Origin of the sequence: Tropicibacter naphthalenivorans, from assembly GCF_900176475.1 — a bacterium.
Lineage (GTDB): Bacteria > Pseudomonadota > Alphaproteobacteria > Rhodobacterales > Rhodobacteraceae > Tropicibacter > Tropicibacter naphthalenivorans.
In genome coordinates, this window is record NZ_FWXX01000002.1 from 758,554 (window position 1) to 774,986 (window position 16,433).

The 16,433-nt window shown below is 63.1% G+C and carries 15 protein-coding genes, 1 tRNA gene and 1 rRNA gene; 4 read left to right on the forward strand and 13 right to left on the reverse strand.

Annotated features, from left to right (window positions below):
- Window positions 1-114 precede the first annotated feature (114 nt).
- A complete protein-coding gene (gene guaD, locus B9A11_RS07910) occupies window positions 115-1,404 on the forward strand; it encodes a guanine deaminase (RefSeq protein WP_058246452.1) in 1,290 nt (429 codons plus the stop codon).
- Here guaD and B9A11_RS07915 read toward each other — a convergent pair.
- From B9A11_RS07915 to B9A11_RS07930, 4 genes are read right to left on the reverse strand one after another with little or no spacing between them, the layout of a single operon-like run.
- Window positions 1,401-1,814: a CAP domain-containing protein gene (locus B9A11_RS07915; RefSeq protein ID WP_234988762.1), complete on the reverse strand. Its 414-nt coding sequence runs from the start codon at window positions 1,812-1,814 to the stop codon at window positions 1,401-1,403. The two genes, guaD and B9A11_RS07915, sit on opposite strands and share 4 nt — an antisense overlap.
- Window positions 1,815-1,839: 25 nt before the next feature.
- On the reverse strand, window positions 1,840-3,180 hold the full coding sequence (locus B9A11_RS07920; protein WP_058246451.1) for an 8-oxoguanine deaminase: 1,341 nt from the start codon (window positions 3,178-3,180) through the stop codon (window positions 1,840-1,842).
- A 3-nt stretch (window positions 3,181-3,183) separates the two neighbouring features.
- Window positions 3,184-3,996 (reverse strand): histidinol-phosphatase, encoded by an 813-nt coding sequence (gene hisN / locus B9A11_RS07925; RefSeq protein WP_083499763.1) that lies wholly within the window; start codon window positions 3,994-3,996, stop codon window positions 3,184-3,186.
- 51 nt (window positions 3,997-4,047) lie between these two features.
- Complete coding sequence (locus B9A11_RS07930) at window positions 4,048-4,422, reverse strand: helix-turn-helix domain-containing protein (protein WP_058246449.1); 375 nt, start codon at window positions 4,420-4,422, stop codon at window positions 4,048-4,050.
- A 273-nt stretch (window positions 4,423-4,695) separates the two neighbouring features.
- Between B9A11_RS07930 and B9A11_RS07935 the strand changes: the two genes are divergently transcribed.
- Entirely contained in the window at window positions 4,696-5,664 is a 969-nt protein-coding gene (locus tag B9A11_RS07935; RefSeq protein WP_058246448.1) for an NADPH:quinone oxidoreductase family protein, read from the forward strand.
- A 27-nt stretch (window positions 5,665-5,691) separates the two neighbouring features.
- Here the strand turns inward: B9A11_RS07935 and B9A11_RS07940 are convergent, their stop codons facing one another.
- A complete protein-coding gene (locus tag B9A11_RS07940) occupies window positions 5,692-6,669 on the reverse strand; it encodes a Gfo/Idh/MocA family protein (protein WP_058246447.1) in 978 nt (325 codons plus the stop codon).
- A 154-nt stretch (window positions 6,670-6,823) separates the two neighbouring features.
- Window positions 6,824-7,729, reverse strand: a complete 906-nt coding sequence (gene rpoH / locus B9A11_RS07945; RefSeq protein WP_058246446.1) for an RNA polymerase sigma factor RpoH — start codon at window positions 7,727-7,729, stop codon at window positions 6,824-6,826.
- A 285-nt stretch (window positions 7,730-8,014) separates the two neighbouring features.
- Between rpoH and B9A11_RS22440 the strand changes: the two genes are divergently transcribed.
- A complete protein-coding gene (locus B9A11_RS22440; RefSeq protein WP_058246445.1) occupies window positions 8,015-9,622 on the forward strand; it encodes a calcium-binding protein in 1,608 nt (535 codons plus the stop codon).
- 29 nt (window positions 9,623-9,651) lie between these two features.
- Here the strand turns inward: B9A11_RS22440 and B9A11_RS07955 are convergent, their stop codons facing one another.
- The gene (locus B9A11_RS07955) at window positions 9,652-10,674 is read right to left on the reverse strand and encodes an RluA family pseudouridine synthase (RefSeq protein ID WP_058246444.1); all 1,023 of its coding nucleotides are present in this window, start codon (window positions 10,672-10,674) and stop codon (window positions 9,652-9,654) included.
- Here B9A11_RS07955 and B9A11_RS07960 point away from each other — a divergent pair.
- Window positions 10,652-10,981 carry a DUF6476 family protein gene (locus B9A11_RS07960; RefSeq protein WP_234988763.1) on the forward strand — a complete coding sequence of 110 codons (330 nt, stop codon included), beginning with the start codon at window positions 10,652-10,654 and terminating at the stop codon, window positions 10,979-10,981. The two genes, B9A11_RS07955 and B9A11_RS07960, sit on opposite strands and share 23 nt — an antisense overlap.
- 62 nt (window positions 10,982-11,043) lie before the next feature.
- Here B9A11_RS07960 and B9A11_RS07965 read toward each other — a convergent pair whose 3' ends face one another.
- The 6 genes from B9A11_RS07965 to rrf form a co-directional block, all read right to left on the reverse strand.
- Window positions 11,044-11,853: an FAA hydrolase family protein gene (locus B9A11_RS07965; RefSeq protein ID WP_058246442.1), complete on the reverse strand. Its 810-nt coding sequence runs from the start codon at window positions 11,851-11,853 to the stop codon at window positions 11,044-11,046.
- Window positions 11,850-12,713, reverse strand: a complete 864-nt coding sequence (locus tag B9A11_RS07970; RefSeq protein WP_058246441.1) for a fumarylacetoacetate hydrolase family protein — start codon at window positions 12,711-12,713, stop codon at window positions 11,850-11,852. The genes B9A11_RS07965 and B9A11_RS07970 overlap by 4 nt, the downstream gene beginning before the upstream one ends.
- Window positions 12,710-14,107 carry a pyridoxal phosphate-dependent decarboxylase family protein gene (locus B9A11_RS07975; RefSeq protein WP_058246440.1) on the reverse strand — a complete coding sequence of 466 codons (1,398 nt, stop codon included), beginning with the start codon at window positions 14,105-14,107 and terminating at the stop codon, window positions 12,710-12,712. Before B9A11_RS07975 ends, B9A11_RS07970 begins: the two co-directional genes overlap by 4 nt.
- A 62-nt stretch (window positions 14,108-14,169) precedes the next feature.
- Window positions 14,170-15,822 (reverse strand): thiamine pyrophosphate-binding protein, encoded by a 1,653-nt coding sequence (locus B9A11_RS07980; RefSeq protein ID WP_058246439.1) that lies wholly within the window; start codon window positions 15,820-15,822, stop codon window positions 14,170-14,172.
- Between the two features lie 292 nt (window positions 15,823-16,114).
- Window positions 16,115-16,191: transfer RNA gene (locus B9A11_RS07985), tRNA-Met, on the reverse strand.
- Window positions 16,192-16,253: 62 nt separating this feature from the next.
- Window positions 16,254-16,368, reverse strand: a 5S ribosomal RNA gene (rrf, locus tag B9A11_RS07990).
- Between the last annotated feature and the right edge of the window lie 65 nt (window positions 16,369-16,433).

Below are 16,433 nucleotides of genomic sequence, written 5' to 3' on the forward strand. Positions count from 1 at the left end.
TATGTCCGGCCTGTTCGCGGTCAACCTAGGCCAAGCCGTGCCCGAGAAACAGGGGGGCAGAGCGATTTACCTTTCCAAATTCTGTCCCTAGGGTCGCAGGCAAAAGGAGCCCCCATGACCCAGACCCTGCACCTTGGCCAGACGTTGGAATTTACCTCCAATCCGTTCGAAACGGGGCCGGATGCGGCGCGCCATCGCGCGCGAGGTGCGGTGCTGGTCGATGCCGGGCGGATCATCGCGGTGGATGAGGCAGAGGCGCTGCGCGCCGCCCATCCGGGCGCGAAAATCGAGGATCACGGCACACATCTGATCCTGCCCGGTTTTGTCGACGCGCACACCCACTACCCCCAGACCGCGATGATCGCCAGTTGGGGCAAGCGGCTGATCGACTGGCTGAACAGCTATACCTTCCCCGAGGAAATGCGCTTTGCCGATCCGGCCTATGCCTCTGATATTGCAGGGCGTTACCTGGATCTTTTGCTGGCCAATGGCACCACGAGCGTGTGCAGCTATTGCACCATTCACCCCGCCTCGGTCGATGCGTTTTTCAAAGCCGCCGAGGCGCGCGGGATGCGGGTGTTCGCCGGCAAGACCTGCATGGATCGCAACGCCCCCGAGGGTCTGCGCGACACGCCCCAGTCGGCCTATGACGACAGCCTTGCGCTGCTGCAACGCTGGCACGGGCGCGGGCGCGCGTCCTATGTGATCACACCGCGGTTTTCGCCGACCTCAACGCCTGAACAGCTGAGCGCTTTGGGGGCGTTGTGGGCCGAACATCCAGACTGCCTGATGCAGACGCATCTGTCTGAACAGACGGACGAAATCGCTTGGGTCAAAGGGCTTTTCCCGCAGGCGCGCGACTATCTGGACACCTACGAGGCGCATGGTTTGCTGGGGGCAAATGGCCTTTATGGGCACGCGATCCATCTGGAACCGCGCGAGCGTGATCGCCTGCGCGAGGTGGACGCGGCGCTGATCCACTGCCCCACGTCGAACACCTTTATCGGCTCTGGGCTGTTCGACATGGACGGCCTGACACGCGCAGGCCATCGCGTTGGCTTGGCCACCGATACCGGCGGCGGCTCGTCCTTTTCGATGCTGCGGACCATGGCGGCGAGCTATGAAATCGGGCAGCTGCGGGGGCGGCCTTTGCACCCGTCAGAGCTGATCTGGCTGGCAACGGTTGGCTCGGCCCGTGCGTTGCGGGTAGACGACCGCATTGGGCAGTTGGCGGCGGGGTTCGAAGCAGATTTAACGATTGTGGACCTCTGCTCAACACCGGCGATTGCCCAGCGCAGCGCCCGCGCGGCGGACATTTGGGAAGCGCTCTTTCCGACGATCATGATGGGCGACGACCGCGCCATCGTGCAGACCTATGTGGCGGGGCGCGCGGCCAAAGCCTAGCAGCCGCCCTGCCCCAACACCAAAACCCAGATGTCGCCTTCGGCCCGGACGAGACCGTAATCGGTGATGCTGTCCAACAGGATATTGGCCCGGTGGCCGGGGGAATTCACCCAATCCCCAAGGACTTGGCGCAGATCGGTCTGGCCTTGAGCGATGTTCTCGGCGATCACGCAGGGGCCGTAGCCAGCGGTTTTGGCGCGCGCCATCACGTCCGATCCGTCAGAGCCTCGGTGATCGAAAAAGCCGTTCTCGGACATGTCCAAGGCGTGTGCCATGGCGGCCGCCTCTAGCATGGGGGAGGCCTGAACGGGGCCAAGCCCCTCTTCGGCGCGCACGCCATTCAGCATCTGCGCCACCTGCTGTGCCTGCGCCGCAGCGCCCAGCGCCATTACCCCCAGTGCCACCAGCATTATACGCATCTTAACCCTCAACCGATTAAACCCGTTCAATCAAACGTTGCGCCAAACGGGTCTGTTTGGCAATCGCTGCCGTTAGATCAAAGCTAACGATCTGGCCGTCGCGCACGATTTGCCGCCCTTCGATCAGCAAATGACGCACGCGCGTCGGCCCCGCCAGCAGCAGCGCCGCGACGTCCCAGCTGCCCGCGCTTTCGATGCCGGAAATGTCCCACAGGGCGATGTCGGCGCGCTTGCCCACGGCGATCTGGCCACAATCGTGACGGCCCAGAACTTCGGCCCCGCCACGGGTGGCAATGCGCAGCGCCTCACGCGCGCTCATGGCATCGGCCCCAAGGCTGACGCGCTGCAACAGCATGGTCTGGCGCGCCTCGCCGATCAGGCTGCCGGCGTCGTTCGAGGCAGAGCCATCGACCCCAAGGCCCACCGGAACGCCCGCATCTCGCATGGCGCGCACCGGGGCAATCCCCGACCCAAGGCGGCAGTTCGAACAGGGGCAATGGGCGACACCGGTCTTGGATTTCGCAAAGAGATCAATCTCTTGCCCGTCGAGTTTCACGCAATGCGCATGCCAGACATCATCGCCGGTCCAGCCCAGTTCCTCGGCGTATTGACCGGGGCGGCAGCCGAATTGCGCCTCAGAATAGGCGATGTCTTCGTCGTTTTCAGCAAGGTGGGTGTGCAGCATGACGCCCTTGTCGCGGGCCAAAAGCGCCGCGTCGCGCATCAGCTCACGGCTCACGGAAAAGGGCGAACAGGGCGCGACGCCAACGCGGACCATCGACCCTTCGGACGGATCGTGGAAAGCGTCGATGACGCGAATGCAATCCTCTAGGATCGCGCTTTCGCGTTCGACCAGCGCATCGGGCGGCAGACCGCCGTCGCTTTCACCGATGCTCATGGCGCCGCGCGTGGGGTGAAACCGCAGACCAACCTCGGCGGCGGCGTGAATCGTATCCTCGAGCCGCGCGCCGTTCGGGTACAGATACAGGTGGTCCGAAGACAGGGTGCAGCCAGACAGGGCCAGTTCCGCAAGGCCGATCTGCGCCGAAGTGAACATCTCGTCGGGGCCAAAGCGCGCCCAGATCGGGTAGAGCGTTTGCAGCCAGCCGAACAGCAGCGCGTCCTGCCCGCCGGGGACCGCGCGGGTCAGGGTCTGGTACAGGTGGTGATGCGTGTTCACGAGGCCCGGAGTGACTACGCAAGTGGCGGCGTCGATCACCTCGCCCGTCGTGTGCAGCCCGGTGCCGATCTGCGCGATCACCCCGTCCCGCAGCAGGATGTCCGCGCCCGTCAGCTCGGCGCCGCCGTCGTCCATCGTGAGGATCGTATGGGCGTTGCGGATCAGCGTTTCGGTCATGACTTACCCTTGGGGTTGGTCGGACAATAGCGCCATGGCGGCGGCATGGATATCCGAATTGGCGGCCGCGATGACCTGACCGCCATTGTGCGCGGGGCCGCCCTGCCAGTTGGTGACGATGCCGCCTGCGGCCTCGATCACAGCCAAAGGGCCTTGGATATCATAGGCTTGCAGGCCCGCCTCGATCACAAGGTCAATCTGCCCCGTCGCCAGCAGCACGTAGGCATAGCAGTCCATCCCGTAGCGCACCAGCTTGGCCCGCGCGGCAACACGGTCAAAGGCGGCGCGTTCATCGGGGGTGCCGACCTCGGGGAAAGTGGTGAAAAGGATCGCGTCGGACAGCGCCCGCGTGTCGCGCACGTGCAAGGCTCCGCCGCCATGGGGGCCGGTCCATTCCGCGGTGCCGAGACCGCCGATAAATCGCTCGCCCGTGTAGGCTTGGTCAACCACGCCCAGCGCCGGGCCGTCGTCATCGCCCACCGCGATCAGCGTGCCCCAGGTCGGCGTGCCGGACAGGAAACCACGCGTGCCGTCGATCGGGTCCAGCACCCAGGTCAGCCCGCTGGTGCCGCCTTGCGCGCCGTATTCCTCGCCCAAAATCGCATCATCGGGGCGGCGCTGCGCCAGCACCTCGCGCATGGCCTGTTCGGCGTTGCGGTCGGCGATGGTCACGGGATCGAAGTCTTCAGACAGCTTGTTGTCCGCCGACAGCCCCTTGGAACGAAAGAAAGGCAGAATCGCCTGCCCCGCCGCGTCTGCCATGGCATGTGCGGTCGAGATAAGCTCTTCTGCCAAATCTTGTGAAATCTGTGCCATGTCCCCTCCGAAGCGTTGCTACAGAGGGGCTATCGCAGGATCACGCGCGGCTCAAGCCACGTCGGACAGCACGCGGGCCAGTTCGAACAGGCGGCGGCGCTGGTTTTCCGGAATTGCGTAGTAAGAGCGCACCAGATCGAGCGCTTCTTTGTCGCCGAGGATGTCGGCGGGGACGCTTTCTGCGGCCTCTGCGGCTTCGCCGTTTTCTGCTTCGATGCCTTCGAAGAAGAAGCTGACCGGCACGTCAAGCGCGTCGGCAATGTCCCAAAGACGGGAGGCGCTGACACGGTTGGCACCGGTTTCGTATTTCTGGATCTGCTGGAACTTGATACCAACGCGTTCCGCCAGCTGCTGCTGAGTCATGCCGACCAGCCAACGGCGGTGGCGAATGCGTTTACCGACGTGAACATCAACGGGATGCGCCATCTAAGTCTTCCTATTCTTTAAGGGCCGCGTCATGTGGATAGAGCGACGTCTGCTCGCTTCACCTTGGACGTGTCATATTCTGATTTTCTACTACAAGATATAGATGCAAATCAAGAAATTCCAGACCTCAAAGATGGTAAATAGTCCAGCAAAACAACACAAAGTTGAAATAACTGCGGTATTATACATGCGTTAAGAAATGACGTCGCGGCAACTCTGGATGGGCGTCACAAAAACTTTGCGCTATTAAGCTTAAAATTATCGGAGTTTGCCATGCGCGCCTATCAGCTGACGTCACACGATTCTCTTCCCGCCTTTGCCGATCTGCCGATCCCCGACCCCGCCCCCGGCGAGCTGCGGGTGCGGATTGCCGCCTGCGGTTTGAACTTTGCAGATCTGCTGATGCTGAAAGGCACCTATCAGGACACGCCCGCCCTGCCCTTTGTCATGGGGCTAGAGGTGGCGGGTGTCGTCGATGCGGTGGGCGATGGCGTCAGCGATTTTGCCCCCGGTGATCGGGTGGCGGTTTATGGCGGTCAGGGCGGTCTGGCCGAGTACGGCTGTTTCCCCGCCGAGCGCGCGGTCAAGCTGCCGGATGGCATGTCCTGGACCGATGCCGCCGCCTTTCAGATCGCTTACGGCACCTCGCATCTGGCGCTGGATCACCGGGCGCGGTTGCAGCCGGGCGAGACGCTCTTGGTGCTGGGCGCGGCGGGCGGTGTGGGCCTGACGGCGGTGGAAATTGGCAAGCTGATGGGCGCGACGGTTGTGGCCTGTGCGCGTGGCGCCGACAAGCTGGAGGCCGCCAAGGCCGCCGGGGCCGATCACCTGATCGACGCCAAGACCCAGGACATTCGCGAAGAGATGAAGGCGCTTGGCGGCGCGGACGTGGTCTATGACCCCGTGGGCGGCGATCAATTCACCGCCGCATTCCGCTCGTGCAAGCCCGAGGCGCGTATCCTGACCATTGGCTTCGCCTCTGGTGACGTGCCGCAGATCAAGGCTAACCATTTGCTTGTCAAGAATATTTCCGTTCTGGGCCTGTATTGGGGCGGCTATCTGACCTTCAAACCGCAGGTGCTGACCGGCTCGCTGGCACAGCTGCTGGACTGGCACGCGCAGGACCGTCTGCACCCCCACGTCAGCCACGCGTTGCCGCTGGATCAGGTGGCCGAAGGGATGGAGCTGCTGCGCACGCGCAAGTCCACCGGCAAGGTGGTCATCACCATTCAGGACCTGTGAAAAAGGGGGCCTCGGCCCCCTTCTGTTTTAGCGCGCAGCGTCCTTGGCCCACACCATGTCGATCATCTCTTGGGTGCCGCGGCTGAACTCCAGCGGGCACGGATACGCCGCGCCGTCCAGCACCGAGGCGTTGAAGGCTTCGACCTGATGGACGTAGTGATTGTCGCCGGGAAAGCGCCAGCGCGTCACCTGCAAGTCGGCGGTTTGCAGCTCGACCGAAGCCTCGCCGTAAACGCCCGCGTTGAAGGGCGCGGTCAGGCGCAACACGCCGCCTTCGCCGTGGAACACCACCTCTTGCCACGGTGCCATGCGCATGGACACAACGCCGGTGTAGTGGAATGACGGAAAGCGCGCGGTGATGTGCGACCAGACGTCGACGCCGTTTTCCCGTTCGATCTGGGTCGAGAGGATGTCCTGCGGCTCTTCGCCGGTCACGAACCGGGTCGCGCCGTAGATGTAGACGCCGATGTCGGGGATCGCGCCGCCGCCGGTGTCGGGGCGGTTGCGGATGTTGCCGCCGTCGCTGCGGTTGTCATAGGAAAAGGCCGCAGACACACGTATCAACTTGCCGATTGCGCCGCTGCCCACCAGCGCCTTGGCCTTTTTCCACTGCGGGTGGTGAACGATCATATAGGCTTCGGCGGCCAGCTTGCCGGACGCCTCGCGCGCCGCGATCACCGGGGCGAAATCCTCCGCCGTCATCGCCAGAGGCTTTTCCACCAAGACGTGTTTGCCCGCCTCCAGGGCTTTGACGGCCCACTCGACGTGCAGGTGGTTGGGCAGCGGGACGTAGACCGCGTCAATCTCTGGGTCGGCCAAGAGCGCCTCATAGCTATCGTGCACCTTCAGCCCCGGCGCAAAGGCGGCGAACCCACCGGCCTTATCTGCAGATGAAGTCGCCAAGGCGGTCAAAGCGCCCCGGCGCGCGGCGTGGATCGCCGGCCCCATGTGTTCGCGCGCGAATTTGGCCGCGCCAAGAATGCCCCAACGGACGTGATCTGCCATGGTTCTCTCCTCTGTGTATGCGGGGGACCTTAGCGCTAACAGCCCGCACCGCAAGGCACGAAAAACCCCCGCCCTGACAGTCAGGACGGGGGCAACGCGGTGCCTTTGAACAATTGAGGGAAGTCTTGGGCGCCGGTTTTCCGTGCGTTACGCGTTACGCGCTGGTCAGCATCCCTTGCTCTTTGGCCAGCTCGCGCATCCGCGCTTGCAGCTTTTCAAAGGCGCGGACCTCGATCTGGCGGATACGCTCGCGCGAGACGTCGTATTGGCTGGACAACTCTTCCAGCGTGACGGCCTTTTCGGCCAGACGGCGCTGGGTCAGGATGTCCTTCTCGCGGTCGTTCAGCACGTCCATGGCATCGGCCAGCAGGGCGCGGCGCGCCTCGAGCTCGTCACGTTCGGCGTAATCCCCGGCCTGATCGGCGTCTTCGTCCTCGAGCCAGTCCTGCCACTGCATGGTACCTTCGCCCTCGGAGCCGACGGTGGCGTTCAGCGACGCATCCCCGCCCGACAGACGGCGGTTCATCGAGATCACCTCGGCCTCGGTCACGCCCAGATCGTTGGCGATCTTTTCCACGTGTTCCGGGCGCAAATCACCGTCTTCCAGCGCGCCAATGCGGCTTTTGGCCTTGCGCAGGTTAAAGAACAGCTTCTTTTGCCCGCTGGTGGTGCCCATCTTGACTAGGGACCACGACCGCAGGATGTATTCCTGGATCGAGGCGCGGATCCACCACATGGCGTAGGTCGCCAGACGGAACCCCTTTTCCGGGTCAAAGCGTTTGACCGCCTGCATCAGGCCGACGTTCGCCTCGGAGATGACTTCGGCCTGCGGCAGACCATAGCCACGATAGCCCATGGCGATCTTGGCGGCCAAACGCAGGTGGCTGGTGACCATCTTATGCGCCGCTTCGGTGTCTTCGTTTTCGACCCAGCGCTTGGCCAGCATGTATTCTTCTTCGGGCTCCAGCAGGGGGAACTTGCGGATTTCCTGCAAGTACCGGCTGAGGCCAGCCTCCGGCGAGGGTGCCGGCAGGTTTGCATAGGTGCTTACGTTGCTCATGTCCCTGTGCCTTTCTCATGTTATGCGGCTTAACATCAACGATATGGGAACGCTGCCGCACGATTACAAGACTGTTCGGTTCAGTTTCCGTTTCAGCACCTAACCTAGAGGAAACGGCAGATTTGACGAGGGGGGACGCGGTGCGCTCACGCACATGGGACATCTTGTAACACGCGAGGTCGGGTATTCCCGCCCTTTGCCACAAAGCCCTTTGAGCACGCCTGCCTTCGCGTTACCGTTTGGGCATTTCCAAGCTTAGACACTCTCAAACCAAGGACTTTCCCCATGGCTTTTACCGTCACAGGCGCTGACCTTACCTCCCAAGTCGTCGTTGCCGACACCGACATGTACGTTTTGCAACAGCCCGGATCGATCGTCACAACCACCTCCGGCATGAACCTTCAGGGCAGCGCGGATGTGCGGATCGAAGGCGACATCTTTGCCCGGGGCGCAGCAATCAACGACAGTGGGTCCACCATCGAAGGCGACATCTTTATCTCGACCGGGGTGAACGCGACCCTCTGGAGCACGGGGGACACCGTCTCTTTGCAGACCGACGTGGCGCTGTTCCAATTGATGAACCAAGGCACGATCCAGTCCATGGACTCGGGCGTTTTCGTCAAAGCCAAAGCGGCCGAGGTGATCAACACAGGCTATATTGGCGGCCACGGCGACACCTATACCAACGCCATCTGGCTCAAGGGCTTCGACACCGCAACCTCTGATCTTTACGTCAGCAACAGCGGGACCCTCGCGGCGCTGCAAACCAACACCGCAAGCGGGGTGTCGACCGTGTTTTTCGACGACGCGGATTTGGTGCGGTTCAGCAACTCGGGCGAGGTGCTGTCCGACGGGCGGTCGCTGCGCATTTACGACACGGTCCGCGCTTATGTGGACAACAGCGGGCTGCTGGATGGCCGCGTCTATGTGCACTACGACACGGATGAGGTGAACTTCACCAATTCGGGCACCATCGGGTTCAACACCGCGAACGAGTCGCTGTTGCTGTACGCGGATATCGTGCGGCTCAACAACTCGGGCTTCGTGGGGGGCGACATGGACGTCTATTACTCCTCGGTGGCCACCGTGACCAACACCGGGTATTTCGCGGGCGACATCACGTTTGACAACCAGAATGACACCTATCGCGGGCTGGGCGACGGGCTTGTGGCGGGCACGGTCTATGGCGACGCTGGTGCCGACACCCTCAGCGGCGGCGAGCTGGGTGACCGTCTGGACGGCGGTAATGATAACGACCGCGTGCTGGGCGGCGGCGGCAACGACATTCTGGCGGGCGGCGACGGCGCGGACCGGGTGTTCGGCGACAACGGCGATGACGTGGTCGATGGCGGCACCGGCGACGACTTTATCTTTGGCGGCAACGGCGACGACCTGATGACTGGCGGGGGCGGCGCTGACTTTGGCCGCGGCGGCTATGGCAACGACGAGATGAACGGCGGCATCGGCAACGACACCTTCTACGGCGGTGTGGGCGACGACACGCTGAACGGCAACGACGACGCCGACCGCCTGTATGGCGAGGACGGCAACGACGAGATCGACGGTGGCGCAGGCCGGGACGTGATCTACACCGGCTCTGGGCTTGATACCATCGTGTTCACCAATGCCGCCGACAGTGCCGTGGGCGCGCAGCGCGATGTGATCTACGACTTCGAGCAAGGCGCAGATGTGATCGACGTAGTGAACGTGGTCGGCGGGGTGCTGTCGTTTGTGGGAACGTCGGCCTTTACCGGCAGCGCGAATGAAATCCGCGTTGTCGAGGCGGCTGGCTCGTCCCGTGTGCAGATCGACGTCACCGCGGACGGGGTCGCGGATATGGAGTTCCTGCTGTCCGGCTTTACCGGGCTGGAAGAGAGCGACTTTTTGCTCTGAGCGGCAGGTTTAGGGGGCGTCGCCCCCTCTTACCCCTGCAAGGCGGCGATCAGCTCGGCCATATCGGCGGGCAGAGGCGCTTCGAACAGCATGCCTTCCTCGGTGCCGGGGTGGACAAAGCCTAGTTCGGCGGCGTGCAGCGCTTGGCGGTCAAAGGCTTGCACCGCCGCCAACCCTGCGTCGCTGAGGGCCTTGGCCGACACCTTGCGCCGCCCGCCATAGACCGGATCGCCCACCAGCGCGTGACCGGCGTGGGCCATGTGCACGCGGATCTGGTGGGTGCGCCCGGTTTCCAAACGGCATTCCACCAAGGACAGCGTCGGCGGCGTGCCAAAGGTCTCGAGCACGCGGGCGTGGGTGATGGCGTGCCGCCCCTGCCCTTCGAAGTAGACCGCCTGACGTTGCCGATCGGTCTTGTGCCGCCCCAGGCCCGAGGTGATGGTGACCTCACCCTGAACACCGGCCGAGACGCCCTTGGTCCCCATCAGGCGCGGGTCCGCCTTGTCGAGGACACCGTGCACCACCGCCAGATAGGCCCGGCGGGCGGTGTGCTTTTCGAACTGTTTGGCAAGACCGTGGTGCGCGCGGTCGGATTTTGCCACGACCAATAGGCCAGAGGTGTCCTTGTCGATGCGGTGCACGATGCCGGGGCGCTTTTCGCCGCCGATGCCCGACAGGTTGCCGCCGAAATGGTGCAGCAACGCGTTCACAAGCGTGCCCGAGGGCGATCCCGGCGCAGGGTGCACGACCATCCCGGCGGGTTTGTTCACCACGATCAGGTCGTCATCCTCGTAGACGATGTCCAGCGGGATGTCCTGCGGCAGCACGTCGTAATCCACCGCTTCGGGGACCGCGACGGTGATCTTGTCACCCTCGGCAATCTTGGCCTTGGGGTCGCGCGTTTCCACGCCGTTGACCGCAACCGCCCCTTCGGCGATCAGCTTGGCCAGACGGGTGCGCGACAGGGACGCGCCCTCTGGAACATCGCGTGCAAGCGCCTTATCAAGGCGCGGCGGCGGATCGGCCGCAATGACCACAGTTAGGATTGTCATGTCGTCTCCCGAGCCCGAAGAGCTGCCAGAACCCGCCTCCTTGCGCTTTTTGCGCGTGCTGGTGACGGTGCTGACCGGTGTGATGATCGCGGGGATCACCTTGATCCTCGGCTTGATTTGGATGAGCTATAGCAATGCACGCGCGCCCTTGCCAGAGGTGATCACCCTGCCGGACGGGACAGAGGCAACGGCCTATACGCAAGGCAACGACTGGTACGCGGTGGTGACGGCTGAGGACGAGATCTTGATCTTTGACCGGGCAACAGGGGACTTGCGGCAGACCTTGAGGATTGAAAGCGGCTGGTGAGGGGCGCGCAAAAGTTTTCAAAAACTTTTGCAAATTCCTTTTTCAAGGAATTTGGCCGCGCGTCAGGCGAATGTGATCGCGACGTCGCCAAGCGCGCCAAAGTCAGCCTCAATGATCGACCCACGTGGGCCGCCTACTGGCCTGACCAAGCTGCCAGACAACACCACCTGCCCCGCGTCGATCCTATGGCCGTTTTGCGCCATGCGCTCGGCGAGCCAGACCATGCCCGCCACAGGGTCATTGAGCACCGAGGCCCCAAGGCCGGTTTCCTCGACCTCGCCGTCGCGCGCCACAATGGCCCCGACCCAGCGCAGGTCGATCAGGCGGGGGCTGCGGTGGGTCTCGCCCAGAACGATCCCGGCGGTGCCTGCATTGTCCGCTATGATGTCGCAAGGGGTGCGGCGCTGGCCTGTCTCCGGATCTGTCTGTCTGATCCGTGGGTCCAGGAGGCGCAAGGCTGGGCAGATATAATCGATGGCGTCCACCACCTCTTCGCGGGTGATACCCCCAGACGGGGTCGCTTTCAGCGGCGCTTTCATCACAAAGGCGATTTCCGCCGTCACACAGGGGCTCCCGACACGCCCCTCCGGCACCACGCCCCCTGTCTCGAACAGCATGTCGTCAAACAAGACCCCGCGGCTTGGCGTATCGCCCCCAAGCGCGCTTTGGCCCCTGCCCGGCATCAAACCGATCTGCCACCCCAAGATCCTGCGCCTGTCCACCAGCTTGGCCGTCGTCACTGCCGCCTGAATGGCGTAGGCATCCGCCCTGTCCATCTGCGGATAGGCCAAGGAGAGCGGCCCGATCTGCTGGCCTGCCCTTTCCGCCTCCACCAAGTCGCGGGCCGCTTGGTGTATGTTGTCTGGCGTCACACCTCGTCCTCTACTCCATTGCGCAGCACGCCGATGCCGTCCGCCTCGACCTCAATCACATCGCCCGGTTGCAGCCAGATCGGCGGGTCGAACCGCGCCCCGGCCCCTGTAGGCGTGCCGCAAACGATCACATCGCCGGGCACCAGAGTCGTAAAGGTCGAAACATAAGAAATGATGAACCGGAAATCGAACATCATATTGGCGGTGTTGTCCTGCTGACGCACTTCGCCATTGACCCGCGTCGTCAGGGTGATCCGGTCGAGCTGCGCGGCATTGGTAAAGGGCACCAGCCACGGCCCCATGCTGCCAGAGCGATCCCAATTCTTGCCTTGGGTGACGTTGAACTTGGCGTGGCGGACCCAATCGCGGATCGTGCCTTCGTTGCACAGGGTCAGCGCGGCGATGTGGCCAAAGGCCTCCTCGGGCGCGATGCGGCGCCCCTCCTTGCCGATGACGATGGTGATTTCGCCTTCGTAATCAAGCTGTTCGCTCTCGGGTGGCCGCACCAGATTGGCCTCATGCCCCACGAAAGAGCGCGCAAAGCGGATAAACAGCGACGGCTTGGTCGGTTGCGCCTGACCGTCTTTGTATTCGGCGTTGCGATCGGGAAAGTTGACGCCAACGCAGATGATTTTTTCGGGGCGCGGCAAGGGGATATCAAGGCGCACGGCGTCGTGCGGATGGCTGGCCTCGCGCCCCACGGCGGCCTTGGCCAAGTCCTTGAGCCCGCCCGACGCGACCACCGCGCCGAGGTCCGGCCAATGCGGAAACTCGGCGGCCAGATCGACCACACCGTCGTCGCGCCACATCCCATAAGAGCTGCGCCCCTGGGCAGTAAAACTGATGAATTTGGCGCTCATGGCAGGCTCCTGTTGATCTCTTGAATGACGTCCAGCGCGATGGCGGCGTCGGCCTCTGTCATGCCAAAGGCGCCGGCCTGAAAACGAATGGCAGTGCGCCCGTCAACCAAAGTTTGCGTCAGGTAAATGCGCCCATCGGCGTTGATCGCCTCGACAAGCGCCAGATTGCGCGCGTCATCGCCTGACGTACGAAAGGAAAACAGCGACAACACCGGCTCTGAGACGATCTCGAACCCGGCAGCGCGCAGCCCCTCGCAGACTTGACCGGACCAAGCCACGTGATTGCGGATCATCGCGCGCAGACCGTCCAGCCCATAGGCCCGGATCAAGAACCACAGCTTGAGCGCGCGAAACCGGCGGCCCAGCGGAACAGACCATTCGGAAAAGTCCGTAACCTCTTGTTGTGCGTGGGTTTTGAGATACTCAGGCCGGATCGCCAGCGTCTGGCGCAAGGCGTCGGGATCGCGGATGAAGTGCGCCGAACAGTCAAACTGCGCGCCCAGCCACTTGTGCGGATTGAACACCACGCTGTCGGCGCGCTCGACCCCCGCCCAAAGGTCGCGATACTCGGGACAGATCATCGCCGCCCCGGCCCATGCCGCGTCCACATGCAGGTACAGCCCCTCTTCGGCGGCCACTTCGGCCAGCGCGGCAATGTCATCGCAGCCGCCAATCGAGGTGCCCCCGGTCGCGCCGATGATCCCGGCCGGGATGTGACCCGCCGCACGGTCGGCCATTATCTGGGCGCGCAGAGCGTCAACGTCCAAGGGACGGCGCGGCGCATCGAGACTGGCGATTTTTACGAGGTTTTCCTGCCCGATCCCCGACACCCAGATGGCGCGATCAATCGACGTGTGCACCTGCCCCGAGCAATAGACCCGAGGGGCCGCGCCCCCCGCCAGCCCACGTGTATTGCCCTGCCAGTCCAACGCGCGCTCGCGCATCACCAGCACCGCTGCCAAGGTCGCCGAAGACGCGCTGTCCTGGATCACGCCAGAGAAATCTGCTGGCAGACCAATGGCTTGGCGCAGCCAGTCCAGCATCCGCTGTTCCATTTCGGTGGCCGCGGGCGAGGTCTGCCACAACATGCACTGCGGCGCGAGAACCGTGACCAGCATCTCTGCCAGCATCGACGGCGGCGCGGCATTCGCCGGGAAATAGGCAAAGAAACGCGGGTGCTGCCAGTGGGTCAGGCCCGGCATCACCACGCGCTCGAAATCGGCCATGATGGCGTCCATCGCCTCTGGCGCTTCGGGCGGCGCTTCAGGCAGTTGCGCTGCGATCTCGCCGGGCTTGGTCTGCGCGCGCACGGGGCGGTCGCGCAGGGTCTTGTGGTAGTCAGCCCCCCAATCGGCAATCTGCTTGCCCCACTTGGAAAATTCGTCCCAGTCCATGCGCTGCTCCCTTCCCTGATGCCGCGACGCTTAACGTGTTAAGTCGCTGGGGTGAAGTCAACCTAGCCCTGCGCGGCGGCGCGGATTTGGCTAAGGGTGCGGTCGACGGTCAGGCTTTCGGGATCGATGAGGCAATGAATGATCGCGGGCTTGCCGCTGGCCATGGCGCGGTCATAGGCAGGCGCAAAATCGGCGGTCTTTTCGACCCGCTCGCCGTGTCCGCCAAAAGCGCGCGCATAGGCGGCAAAGTCGGGGTTTTTCAATTGCGTACCGGAAACGCGACCGGGATATTCGCGTTCTTGGTGCATCCGGATCGTGCCGTACATGCCGTTGTCGATGACGATCACCAAGATGGGCAGATCGTATTGCACGGCGGTCGCGAATTCCTGCCCGTGCATCAGAAAACAGCCATCCCCGGCAAAGGCCACCGCCCGCCGCCCCAGCCGCGCCGCGCCCACGGCTGCGGGCACGCCATACCCCATGGAGCCAGAGGTCGGCGCGGCCTGCGTTCCAAACTTGGTAAATTGGTAAAAGCGGTGGACCCAGGTCGCGTAGTTCCCCGCCCCGTTGCAGATCACCGTATCGTCCGGCAGCGCATCGTTCAAAAAGGCCATCACCTCGCCAAGCGCCAGATCGCCCACGGGCTGCGCCGGGATGGTACGGCGTTTGTCCAGCGCCGCGCGCAAGGAGGCGATCAGCTCGGCCCTGGGCACCGTTTTAGGGGCTTGGGCACGCGCGGACGCCAGGAATTCCGGTACGGCGCAGGCGATACCGAGGGTCGGCTGATACACGCGCCCCAGCTCGGAGGTATCCGGGTGCACATGGATAAGCTGTTGTTGCGGAACGGGAATATCCATGGCCGTATAGCCTTGGGACGGCATTTCGGAAAACCGTCCGCCCAACATCAGCACCACATCGGCGGATGTCGCATAGGCCACCAAAGCCGGATCGCCCCCCACGCCAAGATCGCCGACAAAGTTCGGGTGATCGCTGGGGAAATAGCTTTGACGGCGGAAAGAGACCGCGACCGGAAGGCTCATGGTTTCACAGAGAGCGACCAGATCGTCAACCGCTTGCGCTGTCCACCGAGACCCGCCCGCAATGACTAACGGCCGCTGCGCGTCGGTTAACATCTCCAGCGCGCGCGCCATATCGGGCTGCGACGGCACAGGCGCAAAGACCTGTGCGGCGGCGGCGTCCTGCGTTTCGCTGGCTTCGGTTAACATATCCTCGGGCAAGGCCACAACCACCGGTCCGGGCCGCCCGTTCATCGCCACATGGAAGGCGCGGCTGACGATTTCAGACAGGCGCGCGGGGTCGTCAATCTCGACCGCCCATTTTGCCAAATCCCCAAAGGTCTGTTTGTAATCAACCTCTTGGAAGGCCTCACGCCCGCGCATCCACCGCGCAATCTGCCCGACGAAGAGGATCATGGGGGTCGAGTCTTGCTTGGCGATATGCACCCCGGCGCTGGCATTTGTGGCCCCCGGACCGCGCGTGACAAAACACACACCGGGCCGTCCCGTCAGCTTGCCCTGCGCCTCGGCCATGATCGCCGCGCCGCCTTCCTGGCGGCAAATGGTGACGTCGATCCCGCTATCATAAAGCGCATCCAGCACCGCAAGATAGCTTTCCCCGGGCACGCAAGAGACCGTCTTAACCCCTTGAATTTTCAGTTGATCCACAAGGATTTGCCCGCCGGTCCGCTGTGTCATGCCCCCCCCTTTCATGTCATATGCGCCGCGGCAAAGCCGTTCAGACCTTCACCGCTGAAGCGGATGCTATACTGCATTTCAAAAGGGTTAAATGCCGCAATCGTGCGGTTGGACACGTGATAACCTTTGTCGCCGGCGCGTGAGGCCAATGCCCTTGCGTCAGCGTCGTCACCTGGGACGGTAACCACCAGCATCCTGACTTGGATGTGTTTGGAAAGCTGTTGGAGCTGCTTACAAAAGCAAAGCCCGCCTTTGGGGGGGGGCTTGGTTTCGAACGGTTGTTCGCTAGACTTGGTTGCGGGAGTAGGATTTGAACCTACGACCTTCAGGTTATGAGCCTGACGAGCTACCGGGCTGCTCCATCCCGCGGGAGTTTTGTGTCCTGATCGGTGTTTTGATCGTGATAGAGATAATAATTTGGTATTTACTAGGTTTGGCGGTGACCTACTCTCCCACGTCTTAAGACGCAGTACCATCGGCGCTACGGCACTTAACGGCCGGGTTCGGAATGGGACCGGGTGTTTTGCTCGCGCTATGACCACCAAACCAAGGAAATACCAGATCGCTGCGCGATCTGCATTTTCTTGGTTTGGTGGGTGGCGGCAGGGTAT